Annotated in this window: 18 protein-coding genes; 8 read left to right on the top strand and 10 right to left on the bottom strand. The window is 72.3% G+C overall.

Going from position 1 to position 15,576, the window contains the following annotated elements:
• Nucleotides 1-115: 115 nt before the first annotated feature.
• Genes N555_RS0115055 through fabG form a run of 3 tightly spaced genes read right to left on the bottom strand, consistent with a single transcriptional unit; the run spans nucleotide 116 to nucleotide 2,428 of the window.
• The gene (locus N555_RS0115055; protein ID WP_029432326.1) at nucleotides 116-343 is read right to left on the bottom strand and encodes a ferredoxin; all 228 of its coding nucleotides are present in this window, start codon (nucleotides 341-343) and stop codon (nucleotides 116-118) included.
• Nucleotides 343-1,611, bottom strand: coding sequence for a cytochrome P450 (locus N555_RS0115050; protein ID WP_029432325.1), 1,269 nt, complete (start codon nucleotides 1,609-1,611; stop codon nucleotides 343-345). Before N555_RS0115050 ends, N555_RS0115055 begins: the two co-directional genes overlap by 1 nt.
• Before the next feature lie 49 nt (nucleotides 1,612-1,660).
• Complete coding sequence (gene fabG, locus N555_RS0115045) at nucleotides 1,661-2,428, bottom strand: 3-oxoacyl-ACP reductase FabG (RefSeq protein WP_029432324.1); 768 nt, start codon at nucleotides 2,426-2,428, stop codon at nucleotides 1,661-1,663.
• A gap of 148 nt (nucleotides 2,429-2,576) precedes the next feature.
• Here fabG and N555_RS0115040 point away from each other — a divergent pair, with 148 nt between their 5' ends.
• On the top strand, nucleotides 2,577-3,008 hold the full coding sequence (locus tag N555_RS0115040; RefSeq protein WP_029432323.1) for a PPOX class F420-dependent oxidoreductase: 432 nt from the start codon (nucleotides 2,577-2,579) through the stop codon (nucleotides 3,006-3,008).
• Between the two features lie 93 nt (nucleotides 3,009-3,101).
• Complete coding sequence (locus N555_RS0115035; protein ID WP_051684107.1) at nucleotides 3,102-3,752, top strand: TetR/AcrR family transcriptional regulator; 651 nt, start codon at nucleotides 3,102-3,104, stop codon at nucleotides 3,750-3,752.
• A gap of 12 nt (nucleotides 3,753-3,764) precedes the next feature.
• Here the strand turns inward: N555_RS0115035 and N555_RS0115030 are convergent, their stop codons facing one another.
• Entirely contained in the window at nucleotides 3,765-4,952 is a 1,188-nt protein-coding gene (locus N555_RS0115030) for a cytochrome P450 (protein WP_029432321.1), read from the bottom strand.
• 187 nt (nucleotides 4,953-5,139) lie between these two features.
• Here N555_RS0115030 and N555_RS0115025 point away from each other — a divergent pair, with 187 nt between their 5' ends.
• Genes N555_RS0115025 through N555_RS0115010 form a run of 4 tightly spaced genes read left to right on the top strand, consistent with a single transcriptional unit; the run spans nucleotide 5,140 to nucleotide 7,789 of the window.
• Entirely contained in the window at nucleotides 5,140-5,883 is a 744-nt protein-coding gene (locus N555_RS0115025; protein ID WP_029432320.1) for an SDR family NAD(P)-dependent oxidoreductase, read from the top strand.
• Nucleotides 5,880-6,650, top strand: a complete 771-nt coding sequence (locus N555_RS0115020) for an SDR family NAD(P)-dependent oxidoreductase (RefSeq protein ID WP_029432319.1) — start codon at nucleotides 5,880-5,882, stop codon at nucleotides 6,648-6,650. The genes N555_RS0115025 and N555_RS0115020 overlap by 4 nt, the downstream gene beginning before the upstream one ends.
• A 54-nt stretch (nucleotides 6,651-6,704) precedes the next feature.
• On the top strand, nucleotides 6,705-7,268 hold the full coding sequence (locus tag N555_RS0115015; RefSeq protein ID WP_029432318.1) for a nuclear transport factor 2 family protein: 564 nt from the start codon (nucleotides 6,705-6,707) through the stop codon (nucleotides 7,266-7,268).
• The gene (locus N555_RS0115010) at nucleotides 7,265-7,789 is read left to right on the top strand and encodes an FAS1-like dehydratase domain-containing protein (protein ID WP_051684106.1); all 525 of its coding nucleotides are present in this window, start codon (nucleotides 7,265-7,267) and stop codon (nucleotides 7,787-7,789) included. The genes N555_RS0115015 and N555_RS0115010 overlap by 4 nt, the downstream gene beginning before the upstream one ends.
• A 24-nt stretch (nucleotides 7,790-7,813) precedes the next feature.
• On the opposite strand, the gene N555_RS0115005 is transcribed toward N555_RS0115010, so the two are convergent.
• A complete protein-coding gene (locus N555_RS0115005; protein WP_029432316.1) occupies nucleotides 7,814-8,563 on the bottom strand; it encodes an SDR family NAD(P)-dependent oxidoreductase in 750 nt (249 codons plus the stop codon).
• Nucleotides 8,564-8,609: 46 nt separating this feature from the next.
• Nucleotides 8,610-9,443: a TauD/TfdA dioxygenase family protein gene (locus N555_RS0115000; RefSeq protein WP_029432315.1), complete on the bottom strand. Its 834-nt coding sequence runs from the start codon at nucleotides 9,441-9,443 to the stop codon at nucleotides 8,610-8,612.
• A 105-nt stretch (nucleotides 9,444-9,548) separates the two neighbouring features.
• On the opposite strand from N555_RS0115000, the gene N555_RS0114995 reads away from it, so the two are divergent.
• Entirely contained in the window at nucleotides 9,549-10,265 is a 717-nt protein-coding gene (locus tag N555_RS0114995; protein WP_029432314.1) for an enoyl-CoA hydratase/isomerase family protein, read from the top strand.
• Between the two features lie 13 nt (nucleotides 10,266-10,278).
• Here N555_RS0114995 and N555_RS0114990 read toward each other — a convergent pair whose 3' ends face one another.
• Together N555_RS0114990 and N555_RS0114985 are read right to left on the bottom strand one after the other, a co-directional pair.
• A complete protein-coding gene (locus tag N555_RS0114990) occupies nucleotides 10,279-11,424 on the bottom strand; it encodes a thiolase family protein (RefSeq protein ID WP_029432313.1) in 1,146 nt (381 codons plus the stop codon).
• 17 nt (nucleotides 11,425-11,441) lie between these two features.
• Nucleotides 11,442-12,608: an acyl-CoA dehydrogenase family protein gene (locus N555_RS0114985; protein ID WP_029432312.1), complete on the bottom strand. Its 1,167-nt coding sequence runs from the start codon at nucleotides 12,606-12,608 to the stop codon at nucleotides 11,442-11,444.
• Nucleotides 12,609-12,831: 223 nt separating this feature from the next.
• Here N555_RS0114985 and N555_RS0114980 point away from each other — a divergent pair, with 223 nt between their 5' ends.
• Nucleotides 12,832-13,158, top strand: coding sequence for a hypothetical protein (locus N555_RS0114980; RefSeq protein WP_029432311.1), 327 nt, complete (start codon nucleotides 12,832-12,834; stop codon nucleotides 13,156-13,158).
• A 92-nt stretch (nucleotides 13,159-13,250) separates the two neighbouring features.
• Here N555_RS0114980 and meaB read toward each other — a convergent pair whose 3' ends face one another.
• Entirely contained in the window at nucleotides 13,251-14,165 is a 915-nt protein-coding gene (meaB, locus tag N555_RS0114975) for a methylmalonyl Co-A mutase-associated GTPase MeaB (protein WP_197029034.1), read from the bottom strand.
• Nucleotides 14,150-15,571, bottom strand: coding sequence for a class I adenylate-forming enzyme family protein (locus tag N555_RS0114970; RefSeq protein ID WP_029432309.1), 1,422 nt, complete (start codon nucleotides 15,569-15,571; stop codon nucleotides 14,150-14,152). Before N555_RS0114970 ends, meaB begins: the two co-directional genes overlap by 16 nt.
• Nucleotides 15,572-15,576 lie beyond the last annotated feature (5 nt).

Below are 15,576 nucleotides of genomic sequence, written 5' to 3'. Positions count from 1 at the left end.
AGGAACCGGAACATGGCGACGGTATCCGCGGCGGGGTGCCCGGGGGCTGTCGGTGCCGGCCGCGTCCGCGTCGTCGTGCCGACGGACCGTTCTCGCCTACTGCGATCGCAGTAGGTCAGTCCCCCGTCTCGCCCGCGATGCTCAGCGCCCCGGTCGGGCAGGCCGAGATCGCGTCCCGGACCTCCTCCTCGGTGCCGCCGTCCGGGTTGAGGACGTAGGCGATGGTCGCGTCGTCCTGGGCGAAGGTCCGCGGCGCGTAGATCGTGCACTGCCCCGACCCCATGCAGAGGTCGCGGTCGACGCGGATGTCCAGGGGTGGCCCTCCACCTCGGTCGGCCGTCATCAGCTGAACTCCAGGTGCAGGTGGGTGATGCCACGGAACATGAAGGTCGGCATGTACTGGTAGCGACGGGCACCGGCCGGGCCGTGGTGGGCCTCGGAGACGGCGATGTCCGTGGTCCGGTCGAACAGCCGCTCGATGGAGATGCGGACCTCCGTGCGCGCCAGCGGCGCCCCGGGGCAGGTGTGGACCCCGTGCCCGAACGCGACGTGCCGGCGCACGTTCGGCCGGTCGGGACGGAACTCCATGGGCTCCTCGAACTGGCGGGGGTCCCGGTTGGCCGCCCCGTGCAGCACCAGCACCCGGCTGCCCGCGGGCAGGTCCACGCCGCCGAGCGTGGTCGACCTCCGGACCAGCCGGAAGACGCCCTTGACCGGCCCCTGCGTCCGCAGCGTCTCCTCGATGAACCTCGGGATCAGCGCGCGGTCGGCCCGCAGCGCCGCCTGCAGGGCCGGGTCGTCGGCGATGATCTGCAGGGCCGTGCCCAGCAGCCGGACGGTGGTCTCCTGGCCGGCGGCGAACAGGTTGGACGCGATCCGCGCGACCTCGAGCGGCTCCGGGACCGTGCCGTCGGGGTAGGTCGCCATCGCCATGCCGGTCAGCACGTCCCCGCGGGGCTCGCGCCGCCGTTCCTCGATCCGCTCGACGAAGTAGTCGTACAGCGGCGACAGCGAACGGTGCAGCCCGCCGCCGCCCTCGTGCGAGTCGCTCAGCTCCTCACCCAGGCCCATGATCGAGAGCAGCCGCTGGTGGTCGGACTCGGGCACGCCGAGCAGGTCGGCGATGATCAGCAGGGTGTACGGCTGGGCGTAGTCGTCGATGTACTCGCAGCCGCCCCGGGCCAGGACGACGTCGAGCTGGCGGTCGGTCAGGCGGTGGACGAACTCCTCGTTCTCCTGCAGGCGCTTCGGGGTGATCAGACCCATGAGCAGCGCCCGGTGCGCCGTGTGCGTCGGCGGGTCGAAGGTGACGATCTGGTCGCCCTGCGCCATCTGGCCCCGGTACCGCTCGACGAGTTCGGTGATGTCGTCGCCCGCCACCTCGACGCCCTCGGGGAACGGGGACATCGGCCCGGTCACCACGTTGGCCGACGAGAAGGTCTCGGAGTCCCGGAAGACGGTGAGGGCCTCCTCGAAGCCGGACACGACGGCGCAGCCGTACCGGGTGTCCATGTACACCGGGTGCTCGCGGACGAGGGAGTCGTAGTAGGCGTACGGATCGAGCGCCGTCGCCTGGTCGGTGAAGGGGTCGATCGCGGTGACGTCGGTCATCCGTCGGCTCCGGTTCTGCTGAGGTCGGGATCGGTCGAGGTGCTGCAGCTCAGGCGCGCGGGCCGCCGGCGACGTAGAGGACCTGGCCGGAGACGAAGCCGGCGCCCTCGCTGGCGAAGAAGGACACGGCGTGGGCGATGTCGGCGACCTGGCCGACCCGGCCCACCGGGATGCCCTTCGCCCGCTCCGCGGCGTAGTCGTCCCACGACCGGCCGAGGCGCTCGGCGGTGGCCCGGGTCATGTCGGACTCGACCAGGCCGGGCGCGACCACGTTGGCGGTGACGCCGAACTTCCCCAGCTCAACGGCCAGGGTCTTGGTGAAGCCCTGCAGTCCGGCCTTGGCCGCCGAGTAGTTGGCCTGCCCGCGATTGCCCAGCGCCGCCGTCGAGGACAGGTTCACGATCCGGCCCCACGCCGCGTCGATCATGTGCTTCTGCGCCGCGCGGGACATGAGGAACGACCCGCGCAGGTGCACGGCCATCACCGTGTCCCAGTCGGACTCGGTCATCTTGAACAGCAGGTTGTCGCGGGTCACGCCGGCGTTGTTGACCAGCACGACCGGCGGGCCGAGCTCGGATGCGATCCGGTCGACGGCGGACTGGACCTGCTCGGCGTCGCTGACGTCGGCTCCCACCCCCAGCGCCCGGCCCCCGGCGGACTCGATCGCCTCGACGGTGCCCGTCGTCGCCGCCTCGTCGAGGTCCAGCACCGCGACGGCCAGGCCGTCCGCTGCCAGCCGCTGCGCGGTCGCGGCACCGATGCCGCGGGCCGCGCCGGTGACGATGGCGGTCCGTCGGCCGGCGGTGGATCCCGTCATGCTGACTCCTTCTCTCGCACGGATGAGCGGAACCGGGCCCGAGCCCCACGTCGCTCGCCCGTCGGGACGACCGTACCGCCGAACAATAGTCGACGTCGAAGTCAGGAATGACTGGCCCCGGGAACCTGCGGGCGGGCAGGCTGGGGTCATGACCGTCGACTCCCGGCTCCTCGACTTCGTCGCCACCCGCAACCGCGGCGTGCTCGCCACCCTCAAGCGCGACGGACGCCCGCAGCTGTCCACGATCGGCTTCTCCTACGACGCCGAGCAGCGGCTGTTCCGGGTGTCGGTGACCGCCGACCGCGCCAAGACCCGCAACGCCGAGCGCGACCCCCGGGTCACCCTGCACGTGAACAGCGACGACTACTGGACCTGGGCGGCCGTCGACGGGACCGCCGACCTGTCACCGGTGGCCAGCGGTCCGCACGACGACACGGTGGAGGAGCTGGTCGCCCACTACCGCGCGGTCAGCGGCAAGGAGCACCCGGACTGGGACGGGTACCGGGCGGCCCTGGTCACCGAACGGCGACAGGTCCTCCGCTTCACCGCCGAGCACACCTACGGCCGGATCGCCGACTGAGGGCCCCACCCGGCGGCAGCAGTCCGGCCGGGGCGACCGCATCGCCGGGCTCGGTCGATGGCACGCGCGGGAGCCGGTCACTACCCTTCGGCCGTGACCGGCGATGGAGGGACCTCCGAGGGAACTGCCGCCGGCAAGAAGCCGACCCGCGACCTCCTGCTCGACAGCCTGGAACGGCTCATGATCCAGGACGGCTACGCCGCGGTGTCCTACCGCGCGGTGGCCGCCGAGGCGGGCGTGACGCCGAGCCTCGTGCAGTACTACTTCCCGTCCCTGGACGAGTTGCTCGGCGCTGCGGTCCGCCGTCGGTCCGAGCAGAACATCGTCCGGTTGCGGGCGGCGCTGGCGGAGCGACCCGACGAGCCGTTGCGCGTGACGTGGGACTTCAGCCGGGAGGAGGCCACGGCCACGCTCATGACGGAGTTCACCGCCCTGAGCAACCACCGCAAGTCCATCCGTGCGGTGATCGCGGAGGTGACCGAGCAGGTGCGGGAGATCCAGTTGTCGGCCCTGCGCGATGCCACCGAGAACCGCTCGTTCCCCGTGGGCGACCTGACTCCCGAGGCGCTGCTGTACCTGCTGGCGGGCATCCCCAAGCTGATGAGCCTGGAGAAGGGCATCGGCGTGGAGACCGCGCACGCGCACACCGTCCAGGCACTGGAGTCCTACCTGGACGCTGTCGAGCCGCGCCGACCGGCGCGGCCCGACGGCGGAGGTGGCGACCGGCACCCCTCGGGCGCCTGACCGCCCCGGCGGTCAGCCCACCAGGGCCGGCATGCTCGCCCACCCGCGCACCGTGGACGACCGGGCACGGCGTGCCTGCGTCATGTCGATCTCCCACGTCGGGAAGCGCTTGAGGACCTCCTCCAGCGCGACGCGTCCCTCCAGCCGGGCGAGGGCGGCGCCTAGGCAGACGTGGGCACCGGTGCCGAACACCATCTGGCCGGTGACGCGACGGTGGACGTCGAACCGGTCGGGGTCGTCGAAGCGTCGCTCGTCCCGGTTGGCGCTGCTGAGCATGCAGAGCAGAGCACTCCCGGCGGGGACCGTCTCCCCGTGGAACTCGACGTCCTCCGTCACGTATCGGGCCACGTGCGGACCTGGCGGCTCGTAGCGGAGCAGTTCCTCCACCGCGTTCGGGATCAGGCTCGGGTCCTCGACCAGCTCGGCCCGCTGGTCCGGGTGCTCCGCCAGGACCTTGCCCATCCACCCGAAGAGGCGACCCGTCGTCTCCACCCCGGCTCCCGCCACGACCGCGAGGAACACCAGGACCTCGCTCTTCCGGAGCTTGCGGAGGGTTCCGGTCTCGTCGGTGAACTCGACGGTCAACAGGTCGGTGATGAGGTCGTCGGAGGGGTTCTTCGCCCGCCACTCCACGTACTCGGCGTAGTGCGCCCCTCCGGCGGCGTAGTTGTCCTTATCGACGTTCATCGGCTCGCCGGCCTGGTTCTCCAGCGACTTCTGAGCGTGCTCGCGGACGGCGGGCTGCTCGGCGTGCGGGATGCCGACGAGCATGCCGATGGTGCGCATCGGCAGTTCCGCGCCGATGTCCGCGACGAAGTCGAAGCGCCCACTCCCGACGAGCGGGTCCAGGCTGCCCGCGCAGAACGCGCGCACCTGCGACTCGATCTCGCGCATCTTCCTGGGCCGGAACAGCCGCGCGACGAGAGCGCGGTGCATCGCGTGCAGGGGCGGGTCCTCGTTGATGAAGACGCCTGGGGGGATGACCGGCTCGGCCAGCACCACCTCGAGGATGTCGCCCTTCGCCGAGCTCAGCCGTTCGTGGTCGCGCAGCGCCGCCTCGACGTCGTCGGCCCGGCTGAGGCCGTAGAAGCCGTGCTTCTCGTTGTGGTACAGCGGCGACTCGTCCCGCAGACGCCGGTACGTCGGGTAGGGATCGAGGTCGATCTCCACGTCCCAGGGGTCGTAGTACAGGTCGCTCATGGCGCTGCCTCCGCTCTCCGTGCGCCCATCTGGAACGCGGACCATACGGTCGTACAGGGCCCGCGTCGGGTCAAGCGCCCGCTCGCGACTCGTCCGGCGGCCGACGGGGTGGTCCCGGTCACATGTTTCCCTTTACGCCCGTACAGGGCTGCCCTAGGGTCCCCGGCGTGAGTACGCGAGGCAGGTCGTGAATCGGGTCGCCGTCGTCACCGGGGGCGCCTCCGGTGTGGGCCTGGCCATCGGCCGGCACCTGGCGCGGCAGGGTCACCGGATCGCCGTCCTCGACCGGGACGGCACAACCGCGGAACGCGCCGCGGGCGATCTGCGGGACGGCGGCGCGGAGGCGCAGGCGTTCGCCGTCGACGTCGCCGACCGCGCCGCCGTCGAGTCCACGTTCGCCGCGGTCCGGACGGGTCTGGGCCCGGTACACGTCCTGGTCACGAGCGCCGCGGTCTCCGGCTTCACCCCCCTCGACGCCATCACGTGGGAGGAGTGGGACCGGTACCTCGCCGTGAACCTGTCCGGCACGTTCGCCTGCATCAGGGCCGCTCTCCCCGACATGGTCGAGGCGGGATGGGGTCGCATCGTCACCATCTCGTCCGCGGCCGGCCAGACCGGGGTCGCCCGGCAGACGCACTACTCCGCGACGAAGGGCGGCGTGATCGCGCTGACCAAGGCGGTCGCCAAGGAGTACGCGGGCCGCGGCATCACCGCCAACTCGCTGCCCCCGTTCGCCGTCGAGACGCCGATGCTGGCGCACGCGCGGGATTCCGGGGACCTGCCCGCACCCGAGGTGCTCCAGCGCATGATCCCGGCCGGTCGGGTGGGCACCCCGGACGACCTCGCCGCCACCTGCGCGTTCCTGTGCAGCGAGGAGGCCGGCTACCTGACCGGTCAGGTCATCGGCGTCAACGGCGGAGCGGTCACGTGAGCGACAGGTTCTCGGTCGAGGGACGGGTCGCCGTCGTGACGGGCGGCGGCACCGGCATCGGACGCGCCTCGGCTCTGCTGCTGGCCGAGCACGGGGCCGACGTCGTGCTCGCCGGCCGGCGTCCCGAGCCGCTCGAGCAGACCGCCGCCGAGATCGAGCAGCTCGGCCGCCGCGCCCTCGCCGCGCCGACCGACGTCACCGATGCCGCCCGGTGCCAGGACCTGGTCGACCGCACGCTCCAGGAGTTCGGCCGACTGGACATCCTCGTCAACAGCGCCGGCGGCGCTCCCCTGCGCCCCATCCTCGACGTGACCGAGCAGGAGTGGCAGGACATCCTGGCGCTGAACCTCGGTAGCGCCTGGTTCCTGTCACGGTGCGCGGCACACCACATGATCGGCCGGCAGAAGGGCGCGATCGTGAACATCTCCTCCGGCGCGAGCATGCTGGCGATGCCGCCGGCGGCCGTCTACGGCGCGGCGAAGGCGGCCCTGAACAGCCTGACGGGCAGCATGGCGGCCGCCTGGACCGGCCAGGGCGTGCGGGTCAACGGGATCGCCGTCGGCGCCGTGCGCGCCGCGACCCTCACCGACGAGGCCCAGCGCATGGGGCTCGACGCCGAGGACTTCGGCCGGAACAACGGCCTGGGCCGCCTCGGCGACCCGGACGAGATCGCCCACGGGGTGCTCTTCTTCGCCTCGGACGCGTCGAGCTTCTGCTCGGGCCAGACCCTGCGGATGCACGGCGGACCCGGCGCGAGCGGCGTCTGACACCAGGGGCGCCGCCCCTCCCCCACCCGTCCCCTCGCGTCAGGAGCAACCGCCATGGACCCGATCGACCTCGAGCGGCTCGCCCGCGACGTGCAATACCTCAAGGACCGCCGCGAGATCGAGGACGTGGTGCACCGCCACGCGCGCGGGCACGACCGGTTCGACGTGGACCTCATGACCTCCTGCTACCACCCCGACGGCATCGACGAGCACGGCGCCGCGGTCAACACCGGTCCCGACTACGGGGCCTGGGCGAACGAGATCCACGCCCAGGGCTCGCGGCTGACCCTGCACAACATCACGTCGCACACCTGCGAGATCGACGGCGACACCGCGCACGCGGAGAGCTACGTCCTCGTCGCCCTGCTCAACCCCGACGGCGTGACGGCGCGGTTCCTCAACGGGCGGTACGTCGACCGGCTCGAGCGGCGCGACGGCGTCTGGCGGATCGCGCTGCGCCGCTGCACCCTCGACGTCCTCATCCAGGGGGACGCATCCCTGATGGCCTCCCCGTACCTCAGCGCGAGCCGCTACATCCAGGGGCAACGCGACGAGACCGACGTCTCGTACCAGCGCCCGCTGGACCTGGCGGTCGACGTGCCACGGCTGGGCGAGTGACGCCCGGCCTGATCCGTCCCGACATGGCGGCCCTGGTCGGGCAGCCCTACGACGTCCGCGTCTCCTTCCCGGTGACCTCCTCGGACATCCGGCGCTGGGTCATCGCGGTGTACCACCCGGAGCCGCCCCCACCGCGCTACCTCGACCCGGCTGCCGAGCCCGGGGGGCGGCTCGTCGCCCCGCTCGACATGAACGTGTTCGCCTGGGGCGCCGCCCGGGTGGTGCCGACCGGCCGGGAGATCGACGTCGACCCCGTGCTCGCCGCGTACGGGGCCGTGGAGCACCACCTCGGCGTCGTGCCGCCCGACCTGCGGCACGGGCTGCACGGTGGCGCCTCGGTCACCTACACCGGCGTCCGCATCCGTCCTGGCGACGTCATCACCACGAGCACCGTCATCGACCGGTACCTGGAGAAGCGTGGCCGGGTGGGGCCGATGCTCATCGCCGACCTCGAGACCACCTGGACCGACCAGGACGGGCGAACGGTCAAGGTCGCCCGCATGTCCCAGATCCGCTACTGACCCGCCCCGGACACGGGCGGCCGGTCAGGAGACGACGCGGCCGCCGTTGACGCCGATGGTCTGCCCCGTGACGTAGCCGGCCGCCTCCTGGCAGAGCCACGCACACGTGTTCGCGATGTCGTCGGGCTCGCCGACGCGCCGCACCGGGATGGACTTGGCGAGGACCTCGACGGGCACCTGGAAGCGCGCGCTGTTCGCGTCGGCCATGATCGTGCCCATCACGGACCCGGGCGGGATGTTGTTGACCGTGATCCCCAGCGGACCGAGCTCCTGCGCCAGCGACCGCGTCAGGGTGATGACCGCGCCCTTCGACGACGAGTACGCGGCCATGTTCGCCGTCCCCGTCTGCGCCGAGGAGGAGGAGATGTTGACGATCCGGCCCCAGCCGGCCGCCTTCATGTCCGGCAACACCTCCTGGGTGACGATGAACGTGCCCTTGACGTTCACGGCGTAGACGGAGTCCCACAGCTCGTCCGTCGTCTGCTCGAACGGCGTGAAGTCGGTGACGCCGGCGTTGTTCACCAGGACGTTGACGGGGCCGAGCGCCTCGCGGGCCGTCGCGACCGCCGCCTGCACCTGGTCCCGCCGGGAGATGTCCGCACCGAGGGCCACCGCCCTGCCGCCCGCCGCCTCGATCGCCGTGACCGTGTCCGCGCAGCGGTCGGCGTCCAGGTCCAGAACGCCGATCGCGAGTCCGTCCGCGGCCAGGCGCTTCGCGCAGGCCGCGCCGATCCCCGCCGCCGCACCGGTGACGATGGCAACTCTGGTGGTCACTCGCTGTCCTTTGTCCGTCGAGGTCTCTACGAAGGGGGTCCGCCCGTCAGGCGAAGGGCTCCTCGCCCTCGAGCTTGGTGCGGTGCATCATGCGGCCGCTGTCGGCCGGGTACGCCTCGGCCTTGTGCATGGTGCCGGTGTTGTCCCAGATGACCATGTCCCCGACGCTCCACCGGTGCCGGTAGACGAACCGGTCCTGGGTGGCGTGGTCGCGCAGACGGGTCAGCAACGCCTGACCCTCGCGCAGGTCCATCCCCTCCACGTGGGAGGCCGTCGACCCGAGGACCAGCGACTTGCGGCCCGAGCGGTGCTTCCACACGAGCGGGAGGACGTTGGGCTCGAAGCGCTGCCACGCCCGGAGCTCGTCGTAGCTGGGTTCCGGCCGGACATAGCGCTGCGCCGTCTCGAACATGTGCACGACGCGCAACTGGTCGAACTCCTCCTGCTCCTGAGGGGGGAGGTCGTCGAACGCCGCGTAGGTGTTGGCGAAGAGCGTGTCGCCACCGACCGGGGACAGCCGTCGCGCACTCATGACCGACGCGAGGATCGGCACGTCCGCCGTCGTGCCGTCGATGTGCCAGTAGAACGCGCCCTTGATGAACTCGGCGTTCGGGTTCTCCAGCGGATCGATGGTGACCTTGTAGATCCCGCCCTCGCCCTCCTCGACGATCCGCCCGAGGGTGCGGGTGAACGCCACCTGCTGCTCGTCCGTGAGGCCGATCCGCGGGAAGACGATCACCCCGCGCTGCTCCAGCAGCGCACGGATGTCCTGGGCGAGGGCACCGCTGAGCAGCGTGTCGACGTCGGTCTCGATCACGGTCCCGATCCGCGGCGCGACGTCCGTCTGCCGGAGTTCTGACGTGCTGGCCTGGGTTCGCATGACACCTCTTCGGACGGCCGCCCGGAGGCAGCGGATGAGGGGCTTAGGCGACTGATTAATACCGCCCGCTAGTGTGTCCGTCAACACACTGCCGGAGGGAGAACCGTGGTCGACGTCGAACTCGACGAGGGCGTTGCGGTCATCACGATCGATCGTCCGCACGCCCGGAACGCGATCGCGCTGTCGACCATGGGCGAGCTGGAGGACGCGCTCGACCAGGTCGCGGGGGCGCGTGCGCTGGTCATCCGCGGGGCCGGCGACCGGGCCTTCGTCTCCGGTGGGGACCTGAAGGAGCTCGCCGCGATCCGGACCGAGGAGGACGCCGCCGCGATGGCCTGGCGGATGCGCCGGATCTGCGACCGCATCGCCGCCTTCCCGGCTCCGGTCGTCGCCGCGCTCAACGGGCACGCACTGGGCGGCGGGGCCGAGGTCGCGGTCGCCGCCGACATCCGGGTCGCCGCCGACGACATCCGCATCGGCTTCACGCAGGTGACGCTGGCGATCATGCCGGCCTGGGGCGGCGCGGAGCGGCTGGCCACCCTGGTCGGGCGCGGCCGCGCGCTGATGCTCGCGGGCAGCGGCACGGTGCTCGACCCCGTCGAGGCCCAGCGACTCGGCCTGGTCGACGTCGTCCTGCCGCGCGCGTCCTTCGAGGCCGGGTGGCGCGAGCTGGCACGGTCGCTCGCCAACCGGCCTGCCGGCGAGATCAAGCGCATCACCGCCCCGGACGCGACGGCCGAGGACGCCGTCCGTGCCTTCGCCGGCACGTGGGTGTCCGACGACCACTGGCGCCTGGCCGACGCGGTCCTGAAGAAGAGGTGACGGGCGGCGCTCCCTAGGACGCGAGCTCGACCACGGTCGCGTTCGCGGTGCCGCCGCCCTCGCACATCGTCTGCAGGCCGTAGCGGAGCCCGGTGTCGCGCATGTGGTGGATCATGCGCGTCATCAGGACCGCCCCGGAGGCCCCGAGCGGGTGTCCGAGCGCGATCGCGCCACCGAGCGGGTTGACCCGTGCCGGGTCGGCGCCGGTCTCGGCGAGCCAGGCGAGCGGGACGGGTGCGAACGCCTCGTTGACCTCGAAGACCCCGATGTCGGAGAGGTCCAGCCCGGCCTTCCCCAGGACCTTCGCCGTCGCGGGGATGGGGCCGGTGAGCATCAGGACGGGGTCGGAGCCGGTCACCGCGCCGGCGCGGTAGCGGACGAGCGGGGTGAGCCCGAGCTCCCGGGCGCGCTCGGGCGTGGTCACCAGCAGCGCCGCCGCGCCGTCGGAGATCTGCGAGGAGTTCCCCGCGTGGATCACGCCGTCCTCGGCGAAGGCCGGCTTCAGTCCGGCGAGGCCGTCCACGGTGGTGCCGCGCCGGATGCCCTCGTCCGCCGTCACCGTCGTGTCGCCGGTCGCGACGGGGAGGATCTGCGCGTCGAAGGCGCCGGCGTCCTGCGCCGCCGCCGCCCGCGCGTGGGACTCCGCGGAGAACTCGTCCAGCCGGGCCCGCGAGAAGCCCCACTTCTCCGCGATGCGCTCCGCCGAGATGCCCTGGTTGAACGAGAAGCCGTCGTAGCGCTCGATGGCGGCCGGTCCGTAGGGCTGCCCGTCGGCCCTCGCGGCACCCAGTGGCACCCGGCTCATGACCTCCACTCCCCCGGCCACCACGACGTCCATCTGCCCGGACATCACGGCCTGGGCGGCGAAGTCCAGCGCCTGCTGCGACGACCCGCACGCCCGGTTGACCGTGGTGCCGGGGATCTCCTCGGGCCAGCCGGCGGCCAGCACGGAGTACCGGCCGATGTTGCTCGACTGGTCACCGACCTGGGAGACACAGCCCCAGACGACGTCGTCGACGACGTCGGGTTCCACGCCGGCCCGGCGCAGCAGCTCGTTCAGCACCGACCCGGACAGGTCGGCGGGGTGGACGCCGGCCAGCCCGCCCCTGCGCCGGCCCACCGGCGTGCGCACCGCCTCGACGATGACCGCTTCCCGCATGTTCTCCACCCTCTCGATCAGTAGCTCCGTGGCAGCCCGAGCACGTGCGAGCCGAGGTAGTTCAGGATCATCTCCTGGCTGATCGGGGCGATCTTCATCAGCCGCGCCTCGCGGAAGTAGCGCGCGACGTTGTACTCCTCGGCGTAGCCCATCCCGCCGTGGGTCTGCAGCGCACGGTCGGCCGCGGTGAACCCGGCGTCGGCACAGAGGTACTTGGCCGTGTTCGCCTCCCGACCGCACGGACGTCCGTGGTCGTAGAGCCAGGTCGCCTTCCGCAGCACCAGCTCGGCGGCGTCCAGTCGCGCGAGCGAGTCGGCGAGCGGGAACTGGATGCCCTGGTTCATGCCGATCGGCCGGCCGAAGACCTCCCGCTGGTTGCCGTAGGCGACCGCCCGGTCGAGCGCGACGCGGCCGATGCCGAGGGCCTCGGCGGCGATGAGCATCCGCTCGGGGTTGAGCCCGTCGAGGATGTAGGTGAAGCCCCGGCCCTCCTCGCCGACGCGGTCCTCGACCGGGATGCGCAGGTCGTCGATGAAGAGCTCGTTCGAGGTGACGGCGTTGCGGCCCATCTTGCGGATGGGCCGGATGTCGACGTGGGCGCGGTCGAGGTCGGTCAGGAACAGCGTCATCCCGTCCGTCTTGCGCTCGACGTCCTCCAGCTTGGTCGTGCGGGTGAGGAGCAGGATCTTCTCCGACTCCACGGCCTTGGAGATCCAGACCTTGCGGCCGTTGACCACGTAGCTGTCGCCGTCCCGGCGGGCGAAGGTCGTGATCCGGGTGGTGTCCAGCCCGGCCCCGGGCTCCGTGACGCCGAAGCACACGTGCAGGTCACCGCTGGCGATGCGCGGCAGCGTCCGCGCCTTCAGCTCGTCCGACCCGTGGACCACCACCGGGTGCATGCCGAAGATCGACATGTGGATGGCGCTCGCGGCGTTCATGCCGCCGCCGGACCGCGCGACCTCCTCCAGCAGGAGGGACGCCTCGGTGATGCCGAGACCGTGCCCGCCGTAGGCCTCGGGGATGGTCAGCCCGAGCCAGCCGCCGGAGGCGATGGCGTCGTAGTACTCGGTCGGGAACTCGTGGGCCTCGTCCTTCTCCGCCCAGTAGTGGTCGTCGAACCGGCGCACCAGCGCCGCCACCGACTTCCGGATCAGTTCCTGGTCCTCGGTCAGGTCGAACTCCACGACCCCCACCCTCCTGAGAGCTGCCGACGTCCTCGCCACGCGAGCTCACCACGGGACGGGGAGAGCGGAGGAAGCGGGGCGAACGCGTCGGGGGGATCCCACGCCGGCTCCGCCGTGGTCCGAGTGTTGACGCTTTTTGAAGGTGATGTCAATATTCAGTCACTCGATGAAGAACGTCCCCGGCCGGTGTCCACCGTCCGGGGAGACCTGGAGGAGCATCGGTATGGCACTGCCTGCAGAGTTCGCTGACCTGGAGCCCTACGCGGACTGGATCCTGCCGACCGAGCCGCAGCGGTACGACAAGCGTCTCGCCTCCTCGATGGAGCAGATGCAGGCGTTCTACGACGTGGCCTTCCCCCGGATGGAGCAGGCCCTGGCGTACCTCGGCGACACCCCGCTCGAGGACCTGTCGGAGCCCGAGCGCAACCTGCTCTACCTCATGCAGTCGCTGGTCATGGTGTCCTTCCCGATCGAACTCTGGCGCCAGCCGCGGGTCCCGGACACCGGTGCCGCCTACCTCGACCTGATCGTCGAGCCGGTCGTCGCCTGATCCCCCCGGGGCGCCGGCCGCGCCCCGCCCGACCGGGCACCGGAGGACCCTCGGGGGTCCTCCGGTGCCCGGTTCGCTGTCGTCCCCGGCGCTCACTCCGCCGGCAGGGCCAGCAACCGCCTCGCCGCGCCGTAGACGTCGGAGCGCCCGTCGCCGACCTCGGCCACCAGGCCGTCGAGGTCGGGGTGGCTCCGGAGCAGGGTCTGGGCCAGCGACAGGACCTGGACCCGGGCGCGCGCCGCGCGGCGATCCGGATCGTCGGCCCGGTGGTGGGCCTCGATCGCCTCGACCAGCTCGGGCACTCCCTCGCCCCGGATCGCGACCAGGGTGAGGACCGCGAGACCGGTCTCGACGTGCAGGTCGCGCACGGTCTGGGCCGCGCCCTCCCGGTCGGCCTTGTTCACCACCAGCAGGTCGGCCACCTCCAGCAGGCCGGCCTTCGCGGCCTGCACCGCGTCGCCAGCCCCCGGGTTCAGGACGACGACCGTGGGGTCGGCGACGGCGGCGATCTCCACCTCGGACTGGCCGACGCCGACGCTCTCCAGCAGCACCACGTCGAAGTCCAGGGCCGCCAGGACCCGCAGCGCCGCCGGGACCGCCGCCGCCAGGCCGCCGAGGTGCCCACGGGTCGCCAGGGAGCGGATCAGCACATCGGGATCGGACACGTGCTGGGCCATCCGGATCCGGTCCCCCAGGATGGCTCCGCCGCTGTACGGGGACGAAGGGTCGACGGCGAGCACGGCGACACGGAGGCCGCGCTCGCGGTAGGCCCCGACGAGCGCCGCGATGGTCGTGGACTTCCCCGCGCCCGGCGGCCCGGTCACCCCGACCACGCGGACCGGACCGGCGTCGATCGCGTCCAGCAGGACGCCGCGTTCCGGCCCCTCCGCGAGCGTCAGCAGCCGCCCCACCGCGCGGCGGGACCCGCCGCGCGCCGCGTCGAGCAACGCGGCGACCGCGGCCGGGCCGGGTGGGCCCTCCCGATGAGCGCTCAGTCCGGTGCCCACGGGCGATCCCTCAGGACGCGGCGGAGGACCTTGCCGGACGGCAGTCGCGGGATCTCGTCCACGATCTCCACCCGGCGGGGGCGCTTGTAGGAGGCCAGGCGCTGCCCCACGAGGTCCCGCAGCTCGGAGGGGTCCACCGGCCTGGAGACCGTCACGGCGGCCATCACCGCCTCGCCGTCGGCCGGGTCGGGGACGCCGAAGACCGCGCAGTCGGTCACCGCGGGATGGCCGTGCAGCACCGCCTCGACCTCGGCGGGGGCCACCTGGAACCCCCGCACCTTGATCATCTCCTTGGACCGGTCGGTGAGCCGGACCCAGCCCTCGGCGTCGACCGTGCCGACGTCGCCCGTCCGGTACCAGCCGTCGTCGAACGCGTCGGCGGTGGCCTCGGCCGGCACGTACCCGACCATGGCCGACGCTGCCCGGGCCTGGATCTCCCCCACCTCCTCCGGCGGCAGCGTCTCGCCGGTCTCGAGCGACACCACCCGCAGCTCCACCCCGGGGACGGCCCGGCCGGCGCTGTCGAGCCGGGCGCCGTCCAGCGGGTTGCAGGCGATGACGGGCAACTCGGACGCTCCGTAGGCGGGTACCCAGCCCACCCCGGTGCGCCGGGTCACGGTCTCGGCGACGCTCGGGGTGACCGGCGTGGCCCCCCACATGATGTAGCGCAGGGAGGAGAGGTCGAAGGCCTCCAGCCGGGGGTGGTCGGCCATGGCCAGCGCGATGGGCGCCACCGCCATCTCCACGGTGATGCGGTCGGTCTCGATGGCGTGCAGCACGGCGTCGAGGTCGAACCGGCGGTGCAGCCGCATCCAGGCGCCGGCCTCGAGGACCGTGACGATGTTGAGCAGCCCGAGGATGTGCGACGGCGGCGTGGCCACCTGCAGCCGGTCGTCGGCGGTGAGCCCGAGGGCGTCGCGCCAGTGGACGACGGCCGCCCCCAGCGTCGCGTGGGTGTGCCGCACCGCCTTGGGCATGCCCGTCGTCCCGGAGCTGAAGACCAGCACGGCGTCCGCCGCCGGATCGGGGACGACCACGGGCACGTCGGCGGCCGGGGTGATCGGCTCGTCGAGCGACACCATCGGCACGAGCTCGGCCAGCACCGGGTGGTCACCGACGGCGTGCTCCGGTGAGGTGATCCGCAGGGCGTGCTCGGCCTCCCCCCGCCGCCAGGCCGGGCTGAACAGGACGACCGCGGCGCCCAGTCGCCAGATGGCGAGCACCGCGACCACGAACTCCGGCCGGTTCGACGACATCAGCGCCACCCGGCTCCCCGACCGCACCCCGCGTGCGGCGAGGGTGCCCGCCAGCCCGGCGGCCAGTGCGTGCAGCCGCGGGGCGGAGAACTCCTGGTCCTCGAAGACCAGGACGGTGCGCTCGCCGTCGAGCGGCTCGGTCGGGCTCATGCCCA

This window comes from Blastococcus sp. URHD0036, assembly GCF_000701365.1.
Lineage (GTDB): Bacteria > Actinomycetota > Actinomycetes > Mycobacteriales > Geodermatophilaceae > Trujillonella.
The sequence above is the reverse complement of the archived record's forward strand: the minus strand, read 5'-3'. Positions and strand labels throughout refer to the sequence as shown.